General features: G+C 34.5%; 19 protein-coding genes and 2 pseudogenes. 10 read left to right on the top strand and 11 right to left on the bottom strand.

From position 1 onward, the window contains the following. The coding region (locus tag KTQ83_RS08050) for a Mu transposase domain-containing protein (protein ID WP_425331028.1) at positions 1-896 on the top strand (896 nt) is incomplete at its 5' end. Then, positions 889-1,638, top strand: a complete 750-nt coding sequence (gene istB / locus KTQ83_RS08045; RefSeq protein ID WP_154556494.1) for an IS21-like element helper ATPase IstB — start codon at positions 889-891, stop codon at positions 1,636-1,638. The genes KTQ83_RS08050 and istB, both read left to right, overlap by 8 nt. Positions 1,639-1,778: 140 nt before the next feature. Here istB and KTQ83_RS08040 read toward each other — a convergent pair. The 4 genes and pseudogenes from KTQ83_RS08040 to KTQ83_RS08020 all read right to left on the bottom strand — a co-directional run bounded on the left by KTQ83_RS08040 (position 1,779) and on the right by KTQ83_RS08020 (position 4,243). Continuing rightward, a pseudogene (locus tag KTQ83_RS08040) lies at positions 1,779-2,605 on the bottom strand (PDDEXK nuclease domain-containing protein). A 224-nt stretch (positions 2,606-2,829) separates the two neighbouring features. Continuing rightward, entirely contained in the window at positions 2,830-3,051 is a 222-nt protein-coding gene (locus KTQ83_RS08030) for a helix-turn-helix domain-containing protein (protein WP_117926627.1), read from the bottom strand. A 2-nt stretch (positions 3,052-3,053) separates the two neighbouring features. Next, positions 3,054-3,668, bottom strand: coding sequence for a DUF2975 domain-containing protein (locus KTQ83_RS08025; RefSeq protein WP_217285035.1), 615 nt, complete (start codon positions 3,666-3,668; stop codon positions 3,054-3,056). 62 nt (positions 3,669-3,730) lie between these two features. Beyond that, positions 3,731-4,243: a LysR family transcriptional regulator substrate-binding protein gene (locus KTQ83_RS08020; protein WP_244975816.1), complete on the bottom strand. Its 513-nt coding sequence runs from the start codon at positions 4,241-4,243 to the stop codon at positions 3,731-3,733. Positions 4,244-4,357: 114 nt separating this feature from the next. Between KTQ83_RS08020 and trpA the strand changes: the two are divergent. Continuing rightward, positions 4,358-4,963, top strand: a pseudogene (trpA, locus tag KTQ83_RS08010) (tryptophan synthase subunit alpha). Between the two features lie 187 nt (positions 4,964-5,150). Here the strand turns inward: trpA and KTQ83_RS08005 are convergent. From KTQ83_RS08005 to KTQ83_RS07980, 6 genes are all read right to left on the bottom strand, one after another. Beyond that, positions 5,151-6,161 carry a LacI family DNA-binding transcriptional regulator gene (locus KTQ83_RS08005; RefSeq protein ID WP_117926625.1) on the bottom strand — a complete coding sequence of 337 codons (1,011 nt, stop codon included), beginning with the start codon at positions 6,159-6,161 and terminating at the stop codon, positions 5,151-5,153. A 62-nt stretch (positions 6,162-6,223) separates the two neighbouring features. Then, positions 6,224-8,098, bottom strand: coding sequence for an alginate lyase family protein (locus KTQ83_RS08000; RefSeq protein ID WP_117926624.1), 1,875 nt, complete (start codon positions 8,096-8,098; stop codon positions 6,224-6,226). A gap of 48 nt (positions 8,099-8,146) precedes the next feature. Further along, entirely contained in the window at positions 8,147-8,962 is an 816-nt protein-coding gene (locus tag KTQ83_RS07995; RefSeq protein ID WP_217256504.1) for a PTS system mannose/fructose/sorbose family transporter subunit IID, read from the bottom strand. Then, positions 8,949-9,731 (bottom strand): PTS mannose/fructose/sorbose/N-acetylgalactosamine transporter subunit IIC, encoded by a 783-nt coding sequence (locus KTQ83_RS07990; protein ID WP_117926622.1) that lies wholly within the window; start codon positions 9,729-9,731, stop codon positions 8,949-8,951. Before KTQ83_RS07990 ends, KTQ83_RS07995 begins: the two co-directional genes overlap by 14 nt. A 13-nt stretch (positions 9,732-9,744) precedes the next feature. Beyond that, positions 9,745-10,236, bottom strand: coding sequence for a PTS sugar transporter subunit IIB (locus KTQ83_RS07985; RefSeq protein ID WP_117926621.1), 492 nt, complete (start codon positions 10,234-10,236; stop codon positions 9,745-9,747). 18 nt (positions 10,237-10,254) lie between these two features. Beyond that, the gene (locus tag KTQ83_RS07980; RefSeq protein WP_244975815.1) at positions 10,255-11,445 is read right to left on the bottom strand and encodes a glycoside hydrolase family 88 protein; all 1,191 of its coding nucleotides are present in this window, start codon (positions 11,443-11,445) and stop codon (positions 10,255-10,257) included. A 281-nt stretch (positions 11,446-11,726) separates the two neighbouring features. Here KTQ83_RS07980 and KTQ83_RS07975 point away from each other — a divergent pair, with 281 nt between their 5' ends. The 4 genes from KTQ83_RS07975 to KTQ83_RS07960 are packed head-to-tail and all read left to right on the top strand — an operon-like array spanning position 11,727 to position 15,213. After that, a complete protein-coding gene (locus KTQ83_RS07975) occupies positions 11,727-12,710 on the top strand; it encodes a bifunctional 4-hydroxy-2-oxoglutarate aldolase/2-dehydro-3-deoxy-phosphogluconate aldolase (RefSeq protein WP_117926861.1) in 984 nt (327 codons plus the stop codon). 1 nt (position 12,711) lies between these two features. Further along, positions 12,712-13,737, top strand: coding sequence for a sugar kinase (locus KTQ83_RS07970; RefSeq protein ID WP_217256502.1), 1,026 nt, complete (start codon positions 12,712-12,714; stop codon positions 13,735-13,737). Between the two features lie 20 nt (positions 13,738-13,757). Continuing rightward, positions 13,758-14,561 carry a gluconate 5-dehydrogenase gene (locus tag KTQ83_RS07965; protein WP_199593312.1) on the top strand — a complete coding sequence of 268 codons (804 nt, stop codon included), beginning with the start codon at positions 13,758-13,760 and terminating at the stop codon, positions 14,559-14,561. A gap of 19 nt (positions 14,562-14,580) precedes the next feature. Beyond that, positions 14,581-15,213: an RpiB/LacA/LacB family sugar-phosphate isomerase gene (locus KTQ83_RS07960; protein ID WP_117926517.1), complete on the top strand. Its 633-nt coding sequence runs from the start codon at positions 14,581-14,583 to the stop codon at positions 15,211-15,213. Positions 15,214-15,339: 126 nt separating this feature from the next. Here KTQ83_RS07960 and KTQ83_RS07955 read toward each other — a convergent pair whose 3' ends face one another. Continuing rightward, positions 15,340-16,071, bottom strand: coding sequence for a TMEM164 family acyltransferase (locus KTQ83_RS07955; protein ID WP_117926518.1), 732 nt, complete (start codon positions 16,069-16,071; stop codon positions 15,340-15,342). A 179-nt stretch (positions 16,072-16,250) separates the two neighbouring features. Here KTQ83_RS07955 and nudC point away from each other — a divergent pair, with 179 nt between their 5' ends. From nudC to KTQ83_RS07940, 3 genes are all read left to right on the top strand, one after another. Next, a complete protein-coding gene (gene nudC, locus KTQ83_RS07950) occupies positions 16,251-17,096 on the top strand; it encodes an NAD(+) diphosphatase (protein WP_117926519.1) in 846 nt (281 codons plus the stop codon). A gap of 89 nt (positions 17,097-17,185) precedes the next feature. Then, positions 17,186-17,743 (top strand): elongation factor P, encoded by a 558-nt coding sequence (gene efp, locus KTQ83_RS07945; RefSeq protein ID WP_003865385.1) that lies wholly within the window; start codon positions 17,186-17,188, stop codon positions 17,741-17,743. Between the two features lie 20 nt (positions 17,744-17,763). Continuing rightward, a complete protein-coding gene (locus KTQ83_RS07940) occupies positions 17,764-18,510 on the top strand; it encodes an SDR family NAD(P)-dependent oxidoreductase (RefSeq protein ID WP_117992391.1) in 747 nt (248 codons plus the stop codon). Positions 18,511-18,585: the final 75 nt, after the last annotated feature.

The following is an 18,585-nucleotide window of genomic DNA, read 5'->3' as shown; positions in this document are numbered from 1 at the left end:
ACAAGAAATATGAGGATCCAATATTAAACAAATCATATCAGGAAATGGCAGACTATTATGATACAACTATTATTCCAACAAGAGTGCGTAAGCCTAAAGATAAGGCAGCTGTTGAAGGCGCGGTTGGAGATTGTACAGTAGCCATTGTCGGTAAACTTAGAAACAGGAAATTCTTTTCGTTTGAGGACCTAAACAAAGCAATTATCAAAGAATTGGACAATTTCAATAACAGACCTTTTCAGAAAAAGGAAGGTTCCAGAAAAAGCGTATATTTAGACGAAGAACTTCCGTTTATGAAAGCTCTGCCTGAACAGCCATTTGAGTTGAGTGTATGGAAACGAGCTAAAGTTCAATTAAATTATCATATTTCGATAGAAAAAATGAATTATTCTGTGCCATATGAATACGTTGGAAATTATGTAGATGTAAAAGTCACAAAAAGAACTGTAACTGTATATTATAAAATGAATCAAATTTGTACCCATGATCGATTATATGGTCGTATCAATCAATACTCAACAAATGAAAGTCATATGCCGGAGAATCACCAAAAATTTCAATGGAACAAAGACCGTTTTATGAAGTGGGCTGCCTCTATTGGAGACAATACTTCGATTTTAGTTTCCAAACTATTTGATCGTTATAAAGTTGAAGAACAAGCTTATAAAGGTTGTATGTCATTGTTGAAACTATCAGATAAATATGGAAAAACCAGACTGGAAAATGCGTGTCAATTGGCGTTGGATCACATCAGTCAGCCTGGCTATAAAAATATTAAGATGATATTACAGTCAAATCAAGATTTGAAAGATAAAAATGATAATGTACAAAGTGAATGTGATATGCATGCCTTTGTGCGAGGAAAAGACTATTACGGAGGCAAGAACAATGGATAAGAGTGAATTGATAGAAAAATTGAAGAAAATGAGATTACCAGTTATTGCAGAACAATATGAATTACAAAGTGCAAACCCAGAATACAGTCAATTATCATTCGATGAACGGTTCAGCGAATTAATTGATATGGAATATGATAGTCGAGTAAATCATACAATAGAAAGATTTATCAAGAATGCACATTTTTATGATTCTACAGCTAGTATGGAATCAATTAATTATAATCCAGACAGAAAACTCGATCGCTCGCAAATGGAGGAATTGTCTACAAACAATTATATAAACAACGGTTTGAATGTAATTTTTGTAGGAGCATCCGGCTGTGGTAAAACATGGTTATCAAACGCTTTGGGGATCCATGCCTGTAGAGATAGAAAAACAGTTTTATATATTCGATTACCAGAACTATTCTCAAAATTTGAAGAAATGAGGATTCAAGGAAAATATAATGAATATCTAAAAAAACTAGGAAAGTATGATTTAATGATACTAGATGAATTCTTATTAAAATCGACAAGTGAATCAGAAAGAAGCGATCTACTTGAATTGATGGAAATAAGGTGTAATAAGAAATCAACAATATTCTGTAGTCAATATTCATTTGATGGTTGGCATCAATTATTAAATGGAGGACCTATAGCGGATGCGATATTAGATAGGATAATAAATTCATCTTATTTGATTACATTACATGGAAAATCATTAAGAGAAACATACTCTAAATTAAAAAATAAGAAATAACAAAAAAACACGGTTGATTTAATTTGACCGTGTTTTTTAGTGGACTTGTATTACGTATTAAGATTTAAAAAAGATGGACTTCTTTAACGGATTATGTGGACTTCTGTAGCATATTGCATGGACTTCAGATAGCGGAATACTCACACGTACATTTGCATTTGGCCAAGATCTTGATGGGTTAATTTACCCATTTTTAAGTCGATAAGTACAAAGCACTTTAAGATGTAATTGTAAAATACAAGATCAATAAAGAAATCTTGCCGTCCAAAGTGAATCTTTTTTGGCGCGCAACAAATGAGAAACCTCTGCCAAGTTCTAGTAAGAATTTCTGAAGATGATCAATTAATGCTTGTTCTAAATCTTCTTCATACACATGTGTATCAGGTTGAATTTGTAAAAACTCCATTACATAAGGATCTTTAATGAATTTTTCATATTCCGGTTTAGGTTCTGTTGTTTGGATTTCATTTCTGATAGACTCTTTATTCTTACTTGCTAAAATTCTCTGGTAATACATAGTGTTAATTTGTCTTTCTAGTTGTCTAACACTCCAAGCTGATTTTACACATTCATCTATATAAAATTGTCTTGCCTTTTCATCGTTAATGGGCATTAATAGACGATAATGTGACCAACTCAATTCGCTACACAGTGTGTAGCACTTTTAAAATTTCATGTAAAACTGTCTCATATTTCTCAAATTCTGAACACTGAATCCTTGACCGAATTCTTTTGTAAGAGCTTTGGAAATATTTTTTAATACTTGTTTTCCATATTCTGCACGGTCATTTTCACCACAGACCTCATAGATTTTCTTTCCTATGTTCCAGTACACTTCAACCATTGCTGAATTAACAGATTTGTATATTTCTTGTTTAGCACTAATGATGAAACATCGAATTTCTTTATATGTATCTTCGGTATTTATTGTTGATAGTTGTTTTTTATAGTTTGTAATTAAAGACATGATTACTCCTTTCGTGTGAGTGAAAAAATAAGATTCTGCTTTTTATCATCAATTAAGAATTCCAACTTGCTGATTTAGTATTGAGTTACATATGCCACTTAATTATAACATTTTAGGCGCATATAAAAACGATATAAGCTAAAAATAGTTATGAACAGAATAACTGTTTTAATGGATCTACTCGTCAAGAACAAATGATAAATGTATATAAAAAGAGCTAGCAACTAGCTCTTTTCATCGTCCTTTACATACTCCAATATATCACCAGGTTGACAATTTAATGCTTCACAAATGGCTTCTAAAGTGGAAAAGCGAATTGCAGAAATCTTACCCGTTTTCATCTTTGATAAGTTGACATTGCTGACGCCAACTTTTTCAGACAACTCTTTCAAACTCATTTTTCGATCGGCCATGACGCGATCTAATCGCAATATGATCTTACCCATAATTATAACGTCTCATCACTCAATTGTTGTAGTTCTTGTCCATATCTAAATATATAAGATAACAAATAGATTAGAGCTGCAAAAACGAGGAAGCTTAAGTGAAGACGAATATCGAACTTGATTTGTGTAACATATTTAGTGTTGAAAAGTAGATCGAAGTTGAGTATCTGTTTAAAATATAGAACACGACATACTTCAAGAATATTAAAGACAATACCACCTGCAAGAATATATTTGGCAAGGTTTTTGATGTGATTGGCAACACGAACATCAAATGGAGTGTGATCCATCGTAATTGTACAAATGGATTCAATTGTTTGTACAGCTTTATATATAATAAATACAAATATAGCGGTGATTAAGAAAATCAATGGTAACCACATGGACATTTTATCTTTATTTAATGCCAAATCATCATTAAAGATCAATTGAAGATAGTCAATTCTTATACTTCCAAATAGCGTATTATATACATCCTTGTTGAAGGCATAAAATAAGCTTAGTCCAATTAACAACGCAAAAGAGATTAAACAAACCTGTCGAACGACTTTTAAAACAGAGCACATTTTCTTTAATAAATCTTTAGACTTATCATTCATGATATTACCTTCTAACATTAAATAATTAATGTTTATCGTTAATTTAATTATATATTACATAAATGATAAGTCAATATGATTTACTTCAAAACGCCAATTTCTTCTAAAAATAATTTACCCGCATAAGATAATTCACGATCCTTTCGAATCAAGAATACACTTGAAATATACATACCTGGATCATGAATAGGGCGAATAACCATATCCATAGTATGTCTTGTATCCGCATCAGAAAAAGGGATGATTGCGATTGTGTTAAATGTACGTGCCCATTCGATTGCCGTTTCGTTAATGGAAGTGATAATCGCAACATTGTACGCAACGGCATGTTGACCAAACACAGTGTAAACTGTATTTGAAATATCAAAAGGAATTGCTAAAGGGATGCCATGAAATTCTTCAATTTCAATAGGCGTAGTTTTCTTGGATAAAGGATGCCCCTTAGGAATCACAGCTACAATATCATCTTTTTCATACGGAAAAGTTTCCAATGCCCCATATTGAGGGATACTTGCACGAACCAAGCTAATTTCTGTAATGTTGTTTAAAACATTGGGAACCACAAAATCACCAAATAATTTATGAATAAACAAATTGAAAAAGCATTCTCAAATGGTGGGCCTTTATTGTGTTTGTGACAAAGTGACGATCCAGATCTTGAAACAACCGAAGAAATTGTATATGCCCTTGATAAAGCAGGATGTAGTTTGGTGAAATTAGGAATTCCTTTCTCTGATCCAACGGCATAGGGTCCTGTCATTTAAAATGCGAATATTCGTGCATTATCCAATGGTGTAACGACCGATAAAATATTTGAGATGGTTAAAAGAATTTGTAAAGACTCGAATATTCCTATGGTATTTATGACATATGCCAATGTTGTGCTTAGTTATAAAATGGTGGAAGGAAATATGAGCGGATTGATTCTTCCAGATGTTCCTTATGAGGGAAAAGGAGAGTTTGATGTGGTATTAAAGAAATATGAATTAGATTTGATCAGCATGATTGTACCAACTAGTCATCAACGCATTCAAACGATTGCCAAAGATGCAGGTGGCTTTATTTATTGCGTATCAGGTGTAACAGGTATTCAATCTACGATTACAACAGATATTTCAGCTATGGTACATCTTGTACGAGAAGTCGCAGACGTTCCTGTTGCGGTAGGTTTTGGAATCTCAACGCCAGAACAAGCTAAAAAAATGGCTGATCAATCCGATGGAGCTATTGAGAAGATTGTTGAAAAGTATGGAAAAGATGCGCATAAGTATGTTGAGGAATATGTTAAAGAAATGGTAGAAGCGATAAAATAAAAGATCTCAGTCCAAGAAAAGGGCTGAGATTTTTAATTGAAATTATAATTGAACTTTAGTGTAGAAAGTCAAAATTTATCAATTATAACTGATAAAATATAAAAATTAATGAAAGATTTAAGATATGAATTTAACTTTTGATGATAGAAAAAAAACCATAAGTAAATATGGGCAACATTGTAAATCTTTAATTATGTTGTTTGGTTGATTCATTCCAGTTCACAGAACACTTTAAGATTTGATTTGGAATCTGTTTGTTTTCTCCTTTTAATGAATCAATTAAGATCGATGCAGCTTGATAGCCTTCATCATAGGCAGGCTGTACGATCGTTGTTACGGTTGGACTAGAGAAGTTAGTCCATTCTGTATTGTCAAAGCCAATTAATCCAATTGTATCTGGCATTAGGTTACGATAATCTTTTAATGCCAAATAAACTCGTGGTAATAAGAAGCAGTTGGCTACAAAGATGAGGGTGCGAACACCAAAACGTAATTCATTATATAGTAGATCACGTAATGCATCGCTTGTTACATCATCTGCTACAACGTGAGTTTTGCATGTTTTTCCTTTTGTTTCTAAAGCGTGTAAAAAACCAGTTGTACGCTCTAAACGTGTACTTAATACATGAGGATCTGCCGTAATCATTATGAATTCATCATATCCATCATTGATTAGGTGTGTTCCTACATTCAATATGGATTCATAGTTGTTTGTCTTGACCCATTTTTCTTTATCCATAGAAACTTGTGAATCAATAAATACTACGTCTTTATTTTCTTGTTTGATTTTTGGAATCAATTCGGCAAAATGACTGGATGGCTGGATGATAAAACCATCAACTCCCATTGCCAACATGCGATTGACGTATCCTTTTTCATTTTCAAAATTATAATTACTGTTTCCAACAATCAACTGGTAACGATTATCTCTTGCGAAATCATCGATTCCTTTAACGATTTGATTGGCAAACGTGTTAGTGATATCTCCAATGATAACGCCAATTAAACGTGTTTCTTTTGCGTTTAAAGAGCGTGCTGCAATACTTGGACGATAGTTTGTCTCTTTGATGACTTGAGCAATTCTTGCTTGGGTTTCCTCTGACATTTTGTCCGTCTTACCATTTAGAAAAAAAGAGACAGTGGTTTTAGATGTTCCAGCGCGTTCAGCTATATCACGAATGGTTATTTTTTCTTTCATAAAGCGGATCCTTTCAATACTCTAATTTTAACAAATATTACATTTTCTAGCAAACGCGTTTACTAGGCACGAACAATATATGTTTTTACTTTATCTTTTTTCTTATGTACGACAAATACTTTGCAATGGAATGGTTCACCATCTAAGAATAATACTTTCTTTCCTTTATAGATTTCCTTATGGAATATGGCTACACTATAAGATTCATCTTCTGAAAGTATAAACTTTTTAGTGTGTACAATCGTATTATCTAGTTTTGTATCGTTGTTTTGAAGAACAAAATCATCTTTTGTTTCAATCGCTTTATCCACAAAACAAATGCATTGTTCGAAATGATTCGTGAAATCTTGTTCAAAATATAAAACATCATGCTCTAATTCTTCATTATAACGAAGGGAACATGGCTCAATATGCTTTGTGTATGGAATGTTGGATACAAGCTTTAAACCTTTTAAATCACTAGCATCTGGATCTAAATGAAAACGTGTAACAGCATGATGGTTACCGTCTTCTTTTACTTCATCTACAATCATCCATACACCTATATCAAGGACAATCACTTTTCTTGTCCATACTTGTAACGGATCATGTCCTAATAGTGTACCTTCATAGTAGTGAATGCCATCTTTATGATAGACATAATTCTTTAATGGAACACCAAAATCTTCATATCCCCAACTATCCTTAGGTACACATGAGCAATGTTCATCTACAATCACACCATTATGACTTGCCATAGATTTTAAGTGTACTCTTAGTGGATGATCTTCACGATATGTTAAACGTCCAGTATCAATACATACAGGGTTTCCCTTATAGTAAATGGATACATGTAAGTTATCACTATGTCCATGTCCACTGCCTAATGATCCGTTAGTAAACATGGTAAAGTTAGCATCTTCTTTCCAAGAACTCCTTGATGTATACATACCGCTATCATTTCCATCAAAGTGAAGTTCGTTGGATTCAATAGCTTGACTTTCTAGATAGATCTTGGCATTTTTAGCTCCTAATGTATATAAAGATTCCATGTCAAAAGTATGAAATGCGATTGACTTCCATGTGGGTTCATTAAATAAGAAGCTAGCACGTGTCATGACATCTTGAATATTACTGCGATCTGTATCCCCGAATGTTTCAATTTCTTTATGAGGGGTAGCCTGTAAGAAGATGGCTCTAGCCAAAGCATGAATTTGTGGCAATTCTTGTTCTGAATAATACATAGCTTTCATGCAGTAATTTAAGACTTCAATATGATACATCGTGGATTGTTCCCAATGCATACCATCTGGATACACTTGTGCTTGGATTTGTCTTTTCCATTCATTGAATGCCCAAGCATAGATATCACTTTGTTCTTCAATCATAGGTAATATGCTGATCATAGCACATGTTTGAATGCTTCCCCAATTTGATGTTATGTATTTTGGAATGTAATGCTCTTTTAAATACGCACACTGATCCAACATGGATTTGGCAATCGTAGTGATTTCTTCATCACTTAATAAATTGTTTGTGTACAAATAAGGCAGGGCTTCAAAGAAGTTCATTAAACGAATGCCTGTATCGAGTGTTCTTGTGCTTGGTTCTGGTTGAATTGTTGGATGGGCTTCTATCCAGTTTAAAATGAGTGTTTTGGCATATTCAATATGATCAGAAAGAACTAGATAGTTTAGGTAGTCCATACGATTGAGCATGAAGCACCATTCTTCATCATCGTTTAATTGTATGTTCCAATCTAATGTTTCTAGCTTGTAAGGAATTTGGCAACGTTCCATGTCCCATGGTTTATCAAACGTAAAGATGTTTTGGATCAGTTCTTCTGATTTTCTTTTTACTAGAATTTGATCTTCTTTCGTTAATAATTTTTTTACGTGCAGTACATCCTTCTTGTCTGCCCAGAATTGTAGTTGTTTTTTTATGTAAGATAGATTCATAGAGTTCTCCTTAAAAAGAAAAGGAAGCAAATTTGCTTCCTTTATGTATTAGGCTAAGATTCCTAAGCAGCTTAATGCAACACCGATAACAACAGTGATCAATACTAACCAATAAGTAGTAATACCTTTTTTCTTGATTAAGTAATACATTAATGCTGTATATAATACTGGTAATAATGCAGGAGCAACTTTATCTAACATTGCCTGAATATCTACTGTAGATTGTTTAACACCTTCTTCAATAGCACCAGCAGAGAATGTGATTGCGACGTTCATTTTAACGAATGTTGCAGCTAAACCAGCGATAACAGTAACACCGATCATACTTGCAGCTTCAGAAATAACACCCATTTTTTCAGATAATTTGTCAATCATGCTTGTTCCTAGACGACGTCCATATCCACCCATAACAAGTTTGATTGCCAATAATGTAACGTTTTCGCAGATTAAGAATAATAATGGAGCAATTGCCACACCATCCATAGCCATAGAAGCAAAGATAGTTGAGAATAATGGAGCAATACAGAATTGTGATAATGAGTCACCAATACCTGCTAAAGGACCCATCAATGCCATCTTGATACCACGAATTTCATCGTATTCCATTCCGTTTTCTGCCATTGCCAAGTGAATAGAAGTGATAAATGGTAAGAAGTTAGGGTTTGTGTTATAGAATTCACAGTTATTGTCTAATTCTTCAGCCAATTTAGCTGGGTTATCACCATACAATTTTTTGAATGCAGGATACATTACTAAAGCGTATCCTAAACCTTGATAGTTACTATAGTTAAAACCATTTTGTAAGAAGTAAGCACGTAATGTAGTCTTAGTGTAATCCTTCTTTGTTAATTTAGATCCAGTCATCGTGTTCTACCTCCTCAGTTGCAGCTTGTGCGACAGCGACATTTCCAGCATCGTTATAGTGTTTTAATGCGAATACAGTTCCGACAATAGCAATGCCGATTACTGGTACGCCTAAATAAGCGGCTAAGAAGTATCCTAATAATGCGAATGGAACAACTTCCTTCTTTAACATAACGCTCATGATCATAGCAAAACCGATAGCAGGTAACATACCACCAGCAACTGTTAATCCTTTTAATAACCAAGCTGGTACTAATGCTACTAATTTACTTAATGTATCCATGCTGTATGCACCTAAGAATCCTAATAAGAATCCAACAAGGGCAAATAATAAGATTGTTAAGTTAGAGTGTAAACGGAATTTTGCAAAGTCTTGTTTTTTCAATGCGTTGTTTGCACTTTCTGGTGCACCTGCACGAACTGTATAGATAGCTGTTTGTAAGAATTGAATTGCGACTGCAAAAGGAATAGATAATGATAATGCACTTTCTGGTGTAACACCATCCATAGTGATTGCCATTAATGTACCAATGATACCAGGTCCGATTGGGTTAGGAGGAACAGTTCCACCGGCACCAACACCGAATCCCATGAATGCTAATTCAGCAATTGCTCCACATTGCAATGCTGTCTTAAGATCACCACATACAATACCAACACCGAAGCTTAATACTAAAGCACGGTTCGTAAAAATACCCCACAACATCCCTGAGTAGCAGAATGCTGTCCATAGACCGATGATTACGGCCTGTAACAATGTAATTTGCATATTCTTTTATCTCCTATAAATAATTTTTAATATCTACTAATACACTTCCATCAGAACCACTTGGTGTAGTTTGTGTATTAAATTCAACGTTATACTTTTCAATCATTTCTTTTAATGCAGCCTTGTCTTCAGTACCCAAGAAAATAGAACGAGTTACTTTTTCTTTACCTTCACAGTTGTGAATGTTTCCAATGTTGATTTGTTTGATTGGAACGCCACCTTCAACTAGGCGTAAAGCATCTTTACAATCTTTTACAATTAAGAAGATTGTTTGAGCAGGATTTGCCTTGTGAATGATGTCGATAACTTTTTGTACTGAGTAAAAACGCATTGCGACTTCCTTAGGAATTACAGTCTTCATTAAAGTTTGTGCCATTGCATCTTGGCTTGCTTGATCGTTCGCAACGATTACTGTGTTAACGCCTAAAGATTTTACCCATAATTGACCTTGACCATGAACTAAACGTTCATCGATACGTGTCATAACGATGTTTGGTGTTGCCATTTTATCTCCTCCTTATTTTTACCAGTATGGATCCCATTGCTTGATTTGACGCATTAATGCTTCCATATAGTAGTAGTCGCCCCAGATGTTTCCTTCATCTACGCCTTTACCGCTATGCCATGAATATACGCCATGATACAAGATTGGATCGCCTGGTTTGTGATCATTGTTAGTGTAGTTTTGAATCAATGAGCGAGTGATGTTGTCACAAGCTTTTTGATACACCTTTTTACTTGGATCCTCTTCTTTGAGCCATTGATCCATTTCAAGCATTCCACATACGGCAATAGCAGCTGCACTTGAATCTCTTGATTGTTCTGGATCATCTGTAAAAATTAAATCCCAGTAACAAATATTGTCTTCTGGTAAACGATTTAAGAAATAGTTTGCCATTCCTTTATATAGATCAACGTATTCTGTGTTTTTCGTGTAGCGAATATTTAATGGGATTCCATAAATACCCCATGCCTGTCCACGAGCCCAAGAACTATCATCTGAATATCTTTGACGTGTAGCACCATGACTTGGTCCTCCAGTAACTGGATCCATATAGAATGTGTGATATGCACTCGCATCATCACGAATTACATATTTACAACTTGTTGTGAAGTGTTTTGTTGCGGCATCCGCATAGTGATTATCACCAGTAACTTCACTTGCCCAATATAATAATGGGATGTTTAACATGCAGTCGATGATGAATCGATAATGTTCAGGACTGTCTTTAGGTCCCCAAGCCTGCAAGAACTGTCCTTTTTCTTGCCAACGCTCCATCAATTTATCAGCTGCCAACAATGCAGCTTTTTTTGCATGCTCATTTTTTGTAAGCTTATAGCCACTTACGCAAGATAGCGAATATAAGAATCCAAGATCGTGGTGATCTAATTCAATTCGATTTTCAACACGGTGCAAGAAGCTTTCGATATTTCGATCAGCTAATTCTTTATATTTCTTATCATTCGTATATTCATATGCCAACCACAACATACCTGTCCAGAATCCATCAGTCCATTCGATGTTGTCGATGATTGGATACTTTAAACCTTTAGTACATGAATATGGGAATCGATCTTTGAAATATTCCATATTTAAATTAACTTGTTTTAAACATTCTTCAAACGCATTTGTTAATTCTTCTTTTGTAAGGGCGGGTGTTGCTAAAAACTCTTGTTCTTTAGTAAATGGTTCGATATTTACTGTACGTACCATAATCTCCATAGCCTCCTCAAAAAAGTAAACTGGTTTACTAGACAACACCATTATTGCACCTCAAAAATGGATTGTCAACACATTTTGTTCAAAAATTAACAAACTCCGAAAACGCTTACCTATAATATATACGAAAAAAATAAAAAAATAAAAAAACAGATTATTTTCACTTTTCAAGTTGACAAAACCGGTTTACTATACTAGACTACAGGTGAACTGGTTTACTAAAAAGTAAACGCGTACTAGACACACGCAAAGTATAGAAAATGGAAGGTGGAACTATGGAATCGTATATGAATCGTATTTCCAACACAGGAATCGTACCTGTTGTTAAGATTCTAGAAAAAGAAGATGCATACCCATTAGCTAAGGCACTGTTAAATGGTGGAATCGATGTTATTGAAGTTACATATCGTAGCGAACATGCAACGAGTGCAATCCAAACTATTTCAGAACAATTACCAGATATGTTAGTCGGTGCTGGAACTGTATTATCTGTTGAACAAGCAAAAGAAGCTGTTGAAGCAGGGGCTAAATTTATTATTACACCTGGATTTAATACGAAAGTTGTTCAATGGTGTTTGGATCATGACGTGGAAGTGTATCCAGGCGTATCAACAGCGAGTGAAGTTGAAATGGCTCTTTCAATGGGATTAACACAATTAAAGTTCTTCCCAGCAGAATCAAGTGGAGGCGCTAAGAAATTAAAAGATCTAAGTGCTCCATATGCGAACGTTCACTTTATGCCAACAGGTGGCATTAACACAAAGAATATGCATGATTATCTTTCATTGCCAAATGTAGAAGCAATCGGCGGAAGCTTTATGTTGCCAAATGATTTGGTTGTCGCAAAAGATTGGAATGGAATAGAAGCTTTATCAAAAGCAGCTATCAAAAGTTTGTTGGACTTCCAGTTAATTCATGTTGGAATTAACACAAATAGTCCTGAAGAATCAAAACAAGTGACAGATACATTATGTTCTTTGTTCCACTTTACACAATACACAAAGCCAAAATCAAATTTTGCTGGTGTAGGATTTGAGGTTTTACATAAAAAAGGCCGTGGAGAAAATGGTCACATCGGAATCTATACTCCATATCCTGAAAAAGCAATGTATCACCTTTCTAAACAAGGTGTGAAGTTTGTCGAAGAAAGTATTACACGTAATAAAAAGACAAATCGAATCAACTTTGTTTATTTAGATTTAGAAATAGCTGGATTTGGAATCCATTTGATTAATCCAGATTTAAAAATGGAGATTTAATATGAAACAAAAAGTAGTCACTTTTGGAGAAATCATGTTACGTTTAGCACCAGAAGGATATTATCGCTTTGTACAAGCCGATACATTTGGTGCAACTTATGGTGGTGGAGAAGCCAATGTAGCTGTTTCTTTAGCTAATTATGGTTTTGATGCCAAATACGTAACTCGTCTTCCAAATCATGAAATTGGCCAATGTGCCATCAATTCATTACGCAAATATGGTGTAGACACATCTTATATTGCTCGTGGTGGAGACCGTATTGGTATCTACTATCTAGAAAAAGGTGCTAGCCAACGTCCTAGTAAAGTTATTTATGATCGTGCAGGATCTAGTATTTATACAGCTACAAGTGCGGATTTTAACTGGGATGAAATCTTTAAAGACTGTGCTTGGTTCCATATTACAGGAATTACACCTGCTTTATGTGACAATGTAGCCAAACTTACAATAGAAGCTTGTAAGAAAGCAAAGGAACATGGAGTTAAGATCTCATGTGACTTGAACTATCGTAATAAGCTATGGTCAAAAGAAAAAGCTGGTGAAGTCATGGCTAAGATCTGTGAATATGTCGATGTATGTATTGCCAATGAAGAAGATGCAGCCGATGTATTTGGAATCAAGGCCAGTGATACGGATGTAACAAGTGGTGAAGTCAATCGCGAAGGATATAAGGAAGTAGCTAGTGAATTGACAAAACGCTTTGGATTTGAAAAAGTAGCCATCACATTAAGAGAGTCAATCAATGCGAATATCAACAACTGGTCCGCTATGTTGTATGATGGAAAAGATTACTATTTCTCAAAGAGATACAACATGCAGATCGTAGATCGTGTAGGTGGTGGAGACAGTTTTGGAGCTGGATTGATTGCCGCAAGCCTAGAAGGATATGATCCTCAGGCAACCATTGAATTTGCGGTAGCCGCAAGTTGCTTAAAACACTCTATCGAAGGTGATTTCAACATGGTAAGCATGGGCGAAGTGTTGAAATTAGCTGGTGGAGATGGTTCAGGCCGCGTTCAAAGATAAATAGAAAGAAGAGTAAGAATATGTTTGAAATGAAAGATTTCTCATTAGAGGGAAAAGTTGCTTTAATTACTGGGGCAAGTTATGGTATTGGCTTTGCGATTGCGACAGCTTACGCAAAAGCAGGAGCTACAATTGTATTTAATGATATTAAACAAGAATTAGTAGATAAAGGTTTAGCTGCTTATCAAGAAGCAGGTATCAGAGCTCATGGATACGTTTGTGATGTTACAGATGAAGATGCAGTCAATGCGTTTGTGGCAAAAGTAGAAGAAGAAGTAGGAACAATTGATATTTTGGTTAACAACGCAGGAATTATTAAACGTATTCCTATGTTGGAAATGAGCGCAAAAGATTTCCGCCAAGTCATTGACATTGATTTAAATGGACCATTTATCGTAAGTAAGGCTGTTATTCCTGGAATGATCAAAAAAGGTCACGGAAAGATCATCAACATTTGTTCAATGATGTCTGAACTTGGTCGTGAAACAGTGAGTGCTTATGCAGCAGCTAAAGGTGGATTAAAGATGTTAACTCGTAACATTTGTAGTGAATATGGAGAATACAATATCCAATGTAACGGTATTGGTCCAGGATATATCGCAACACCTCAAACAGCTCCATTACGTGAAAAACAACCAGATGGTTCAAGACATCCATTTGATCAATTTATCGTAAGTAAAACTCCGGCTGCTCGTTGGGGAGAACCACAAGATTTAATGGGTCCAGCTGTATTCTTGGCAAGTGATGCAAGTAACTTTGTCAATGGTCACGTATTGTATGTAGATGGTGGTATCTTAGCTTATATTGGAAAACAACCAGAATAGAAAAGGAAGGGTCGAATATATGAAAATCGCATTAATTAACGAAAACTCTCAAGCTGCAAAAAATGCACAAATCTATGAAGTATTAAATGAAGAAGCTCAAAAAGCAGGACACACTGTATTCAACTACGGTATGTATTCTGCAGAAGATGATGTTCAATTAACATATGTAAAAAATGGTTTATTAGCATCTATCTTATTAACTACGAAAGCTGTTGACTTTGTTGTAACAGGATGTGGAACAGGACAAGGAGCCATGCTTGCTTGTAACTCATTCCCTAACGTATTGTGTGGACACATCACAGATGCTGTTGATGCTTACTTATTTGGACAAGTAAATGATGGAAACTGTATCGCTATGCCTTTTGCACAAGGATTTGGATGGGGTGCAGAAATTAATCTTCACTATACTTTTGAAAAATTGTTCTCAGAAACATTTGGTGGTGGATACCCTAAAGAACGTCGTGAACCAGAACAACGTAATAAAAAGATCTTAGATCAAGTTAAAACTGTGACTCACCGTCCATTAATTGAAATCTTAAAAGAAATTGATCAAGACTTCTTGAAAGAAACGATAGCAGGTGATCACTTCACAGAATATTTCTATCCAAACTGCCAAGATGATGAAATCGCAAACTATTTAAAATCACTATAATAATTAAAAGTAAATTCTCTCCTTTAAGCAAATGAGTTTGACGGGAACTCATTCGTGTCATTGATTCATAATATAGGCCTCCTAAATATAAACTGGAGGCCTTTTTTGTATAAGAAAAGCTGTGGATTAAGCGATGTTAAAATCACTTTCTGTCTCACGGTTTTTTCTTTCTTTTACTATGAATGGTAAATGGAATAGGCTAAGTCCAATCACTCCAAGCATGATGACTCTAAATAAATAGATATAGTATCCATGGCTTAGGTTAAGGAACGGAAGTCCTTCTAATGGTGGTCTTACAATAAACATAAAGTTTGTATCATATACTGCCAAAATAGAATTCATATATAAATTGAAAACTAATAACGCAAACAATACGACTAAATTGTCTTTAAATGCCTGCATACCTAGGTTTGCATGTTTGAAACGAATCAAATATAAAGAAAACCATGTTAATGCTGCATGATACATGAAGCATTGATATACATTGGCTACATTAAATTCAACGCCATACGTTGGAATCAAAATTGCCGCGATTCCTCCGCAAGTACCGACAACCGCAAAGAAGTTGATCATTTTTTGTTTTAGTGGACCATCCTTTCCAAAAGTAATGTAGGCCACAATAAACAATAAGATACTGCAGATATGGAATGGAAGGGATTGCGGATTTAAGTGCATTCCTCCATGTGTACTTGGAATCATATCTGACATCATTTTTGTGGTTTCGCTAAGTAAACATATAAACATAAAGAAGTAACAAGCATTTTGTAGCGTGAAATCTTCTTTTTTCGCATAGTGATTCATAATTAGGATAAATAGAATACATATTCCTATCCATATAAAGTGTTTTGTAGTAAACATATGCCCTTTCCTCGTAGTCCACAGATTATACCATTCGAATCATAAGTAAACAATGACAAAATCCTTAAACTTATCTAAAATATTCTTAAATTACATGATATACTTTTTTTCTAGATGATAAAAAGGATGTCGACTCCTTGTAATCGTATAAATCCATATTTAAAAGGGGGTATAATAAAATGGTACAAGATATTTATCCGCATAAGTTACATAATGAATTTGATCCAGAAGTAAAGGCAACAGAAAATGACATCTTATTGTGTATTGTGAATGGAAGGATCTTAATTCATTTAAACTGCTTTGAGAATAAGGAAGTTGTTTTTCCTAAAGTAAAAGAAATACAAATCCATTCAGAATATCGTTATTTATTTTCAATTGATAGTACGAAATATTTCTTATGTGATATGCGATTAGAAGACAATCAGATTCCATCAGGATATGGTTATGTTGAAGAGAGAAGTTTGCGTATTGAAGGGATTGGTCCAAAAGACAATTTGTTTGCGGCCATTACTGGAAAGCATTTGGCAGATTGGTATCGAGATACTAAATTCTGCGGAAGATGTGGACATAAGATGGTGCATTCAACAAAGGAAAGAGCTATGGTTTGTCCAGAATGTCATAACACAGTGTATCCAAGAATTATGCCAGCTGTCATTGTGGGTGTAATCAATGGGGATAAGTTATTGTTGACAAAATATCGTACGGGATTTAAATATAATGCGTTGATTGCGGGCTTTACTGAAATTGGTGAAACCGTAGAAGAAACAGTAAAACGTGAAGTTATGGAAGAGGCTGGAATCAAAGTCAATAATATTCGTTACTATAAGTCACAGCCTTGGGGAAGTGCCAATGATATTTTGTTAGGGTTCTTTTGTGATGTAAAGGGCAATGATGAAATATCTATGGATACCAATGAATTGAAATATGCGGATTGGGTTCAAAGAGATGAAATCATTCTTCAACCAGGTGAATTTAGTTTAACGAATGAAATGATGAAATTGTTTAAGGAAAATAAAGTGGAGTGAAAGTATCACACTCATTCTTCTAAAAATGAAGAGGATATGGTACAATAAAGTGTGTAAAAAAATTTTATAGAAAATAGGAGTGAAAAATTATGGCAATTTCTGCAGGTGATTTTAAAACAGGATTAACTTTAATCGTTGATGGTGATCCTTGGGTAGTATTAGATTTTCAACATGTTAAACCTGGTAAAGGTGCAGCTATCTTAAAAACTAAGATGAAAAACTTAAAAACAGGGAATACACAAGAAAGAAACTTCAATGCTTCAACTAAATTTGAACAAGCTAACATTTCTAAAAAAGCAGCTCAATTCTCATATGAAGCAGATTCTACATATTACTTCATGGATTTAGAAACATACGATACTTATGAATTAACAGCTGACCAAGTTGATTTCAACAAATACTTTATTGTTGAAGGTGCTGAAGTATCTTTGATGTTCTTCGAAGGAGAATTATTATCCGTTTCTGTTCCAGAAAAAGTTGAATTAACAGTAGCTGAAACAGATCCAGCCATCAAAGGTGCACCATCTAACCAAACTAAAGATGCAACTACAGATACTGGATTAACATTAAGAGTTCCACAGTTCATCGAACCAGGTGAAAAAATCGTTGTATTCTCAACAGATGGAAAATATGCAGGAAGAGCTTAATCGCTCTTCTTTTTTTAACTATGAATAAAGTCGTCTTAATTACAGGTGGTGCTCGTGGTATCGGAAGTGCAATCGCATTGGAACTCGCAAAACATGGTTATGATATTGTCATTAACTATTTAACTTCTAAACAGCCTGCCAAAGAATTAAAAGAAAAAATTGAATCTCAATATCATGTTCATTGTCTTACCATTTGTGCTGATGTATCCGATGTAGATCAAGTAAATATAATGGTTAGTGAAATTGAAGAGAAGATGGGTGGCGTAGATATATTAATTAATAATGCGGCTGTAGATCTTTCCAATTTGTTTCATTTAAAAAATGCCGAAGAATTTAAAAGAACATTAGATGTAAATGTAGTAGGTGCTTTTAACTGTAGTAAAAGAGTCTATAAACATATGTTAGATCAAGAATATGGAAGAATTATCAATATATCAAGTACCAACGGAATTAACACATATTATCCAATGTGTATCGATTATGATGCTTCAAAAGCAGCCTTGATTTCAATGACACACAATCTTGCGGCTGAATTTGGACCATACATCAATGTGAATTGTGTTGCACCCGGATTTATTGGAACCGATAATGAACTAGATGGCTATGACGAAGAGTTCTTAAAGGAAGAAACAGAAAAAATCATGGTGAAACGTTATGGAAAACCAGAAGAAGTGGCATACCTTGTTCGTTTTCTAATTAGTGATGAAGCTAACTTCATCAACAATTCCATTATTCGTATCGATGGTGGACAGATGGGTAGTTGTTAAAAAAAGTGGTTAAATCCCTATGTTTAAAGGGTAATCCGCAATTAGATAGGGTTGACTAAAAGTTGGCTTTAAAAA

The sequence above is a fragment of the Holdemanella porci genome, assembly GCF_019052655.1.
GTDB classification, from domain to species: Bacteria; Bacillota_I; Bacilli_A; order Erysipelotrichales; family Erysipelotrichaceae; genus Holdemanella; species Holdemanella hominis.
The sequence above is the reverse complement of the archived record's forward strand: the minus strand, read 5'-3'. Positions and strand labels throughout refer to the sequence as shown.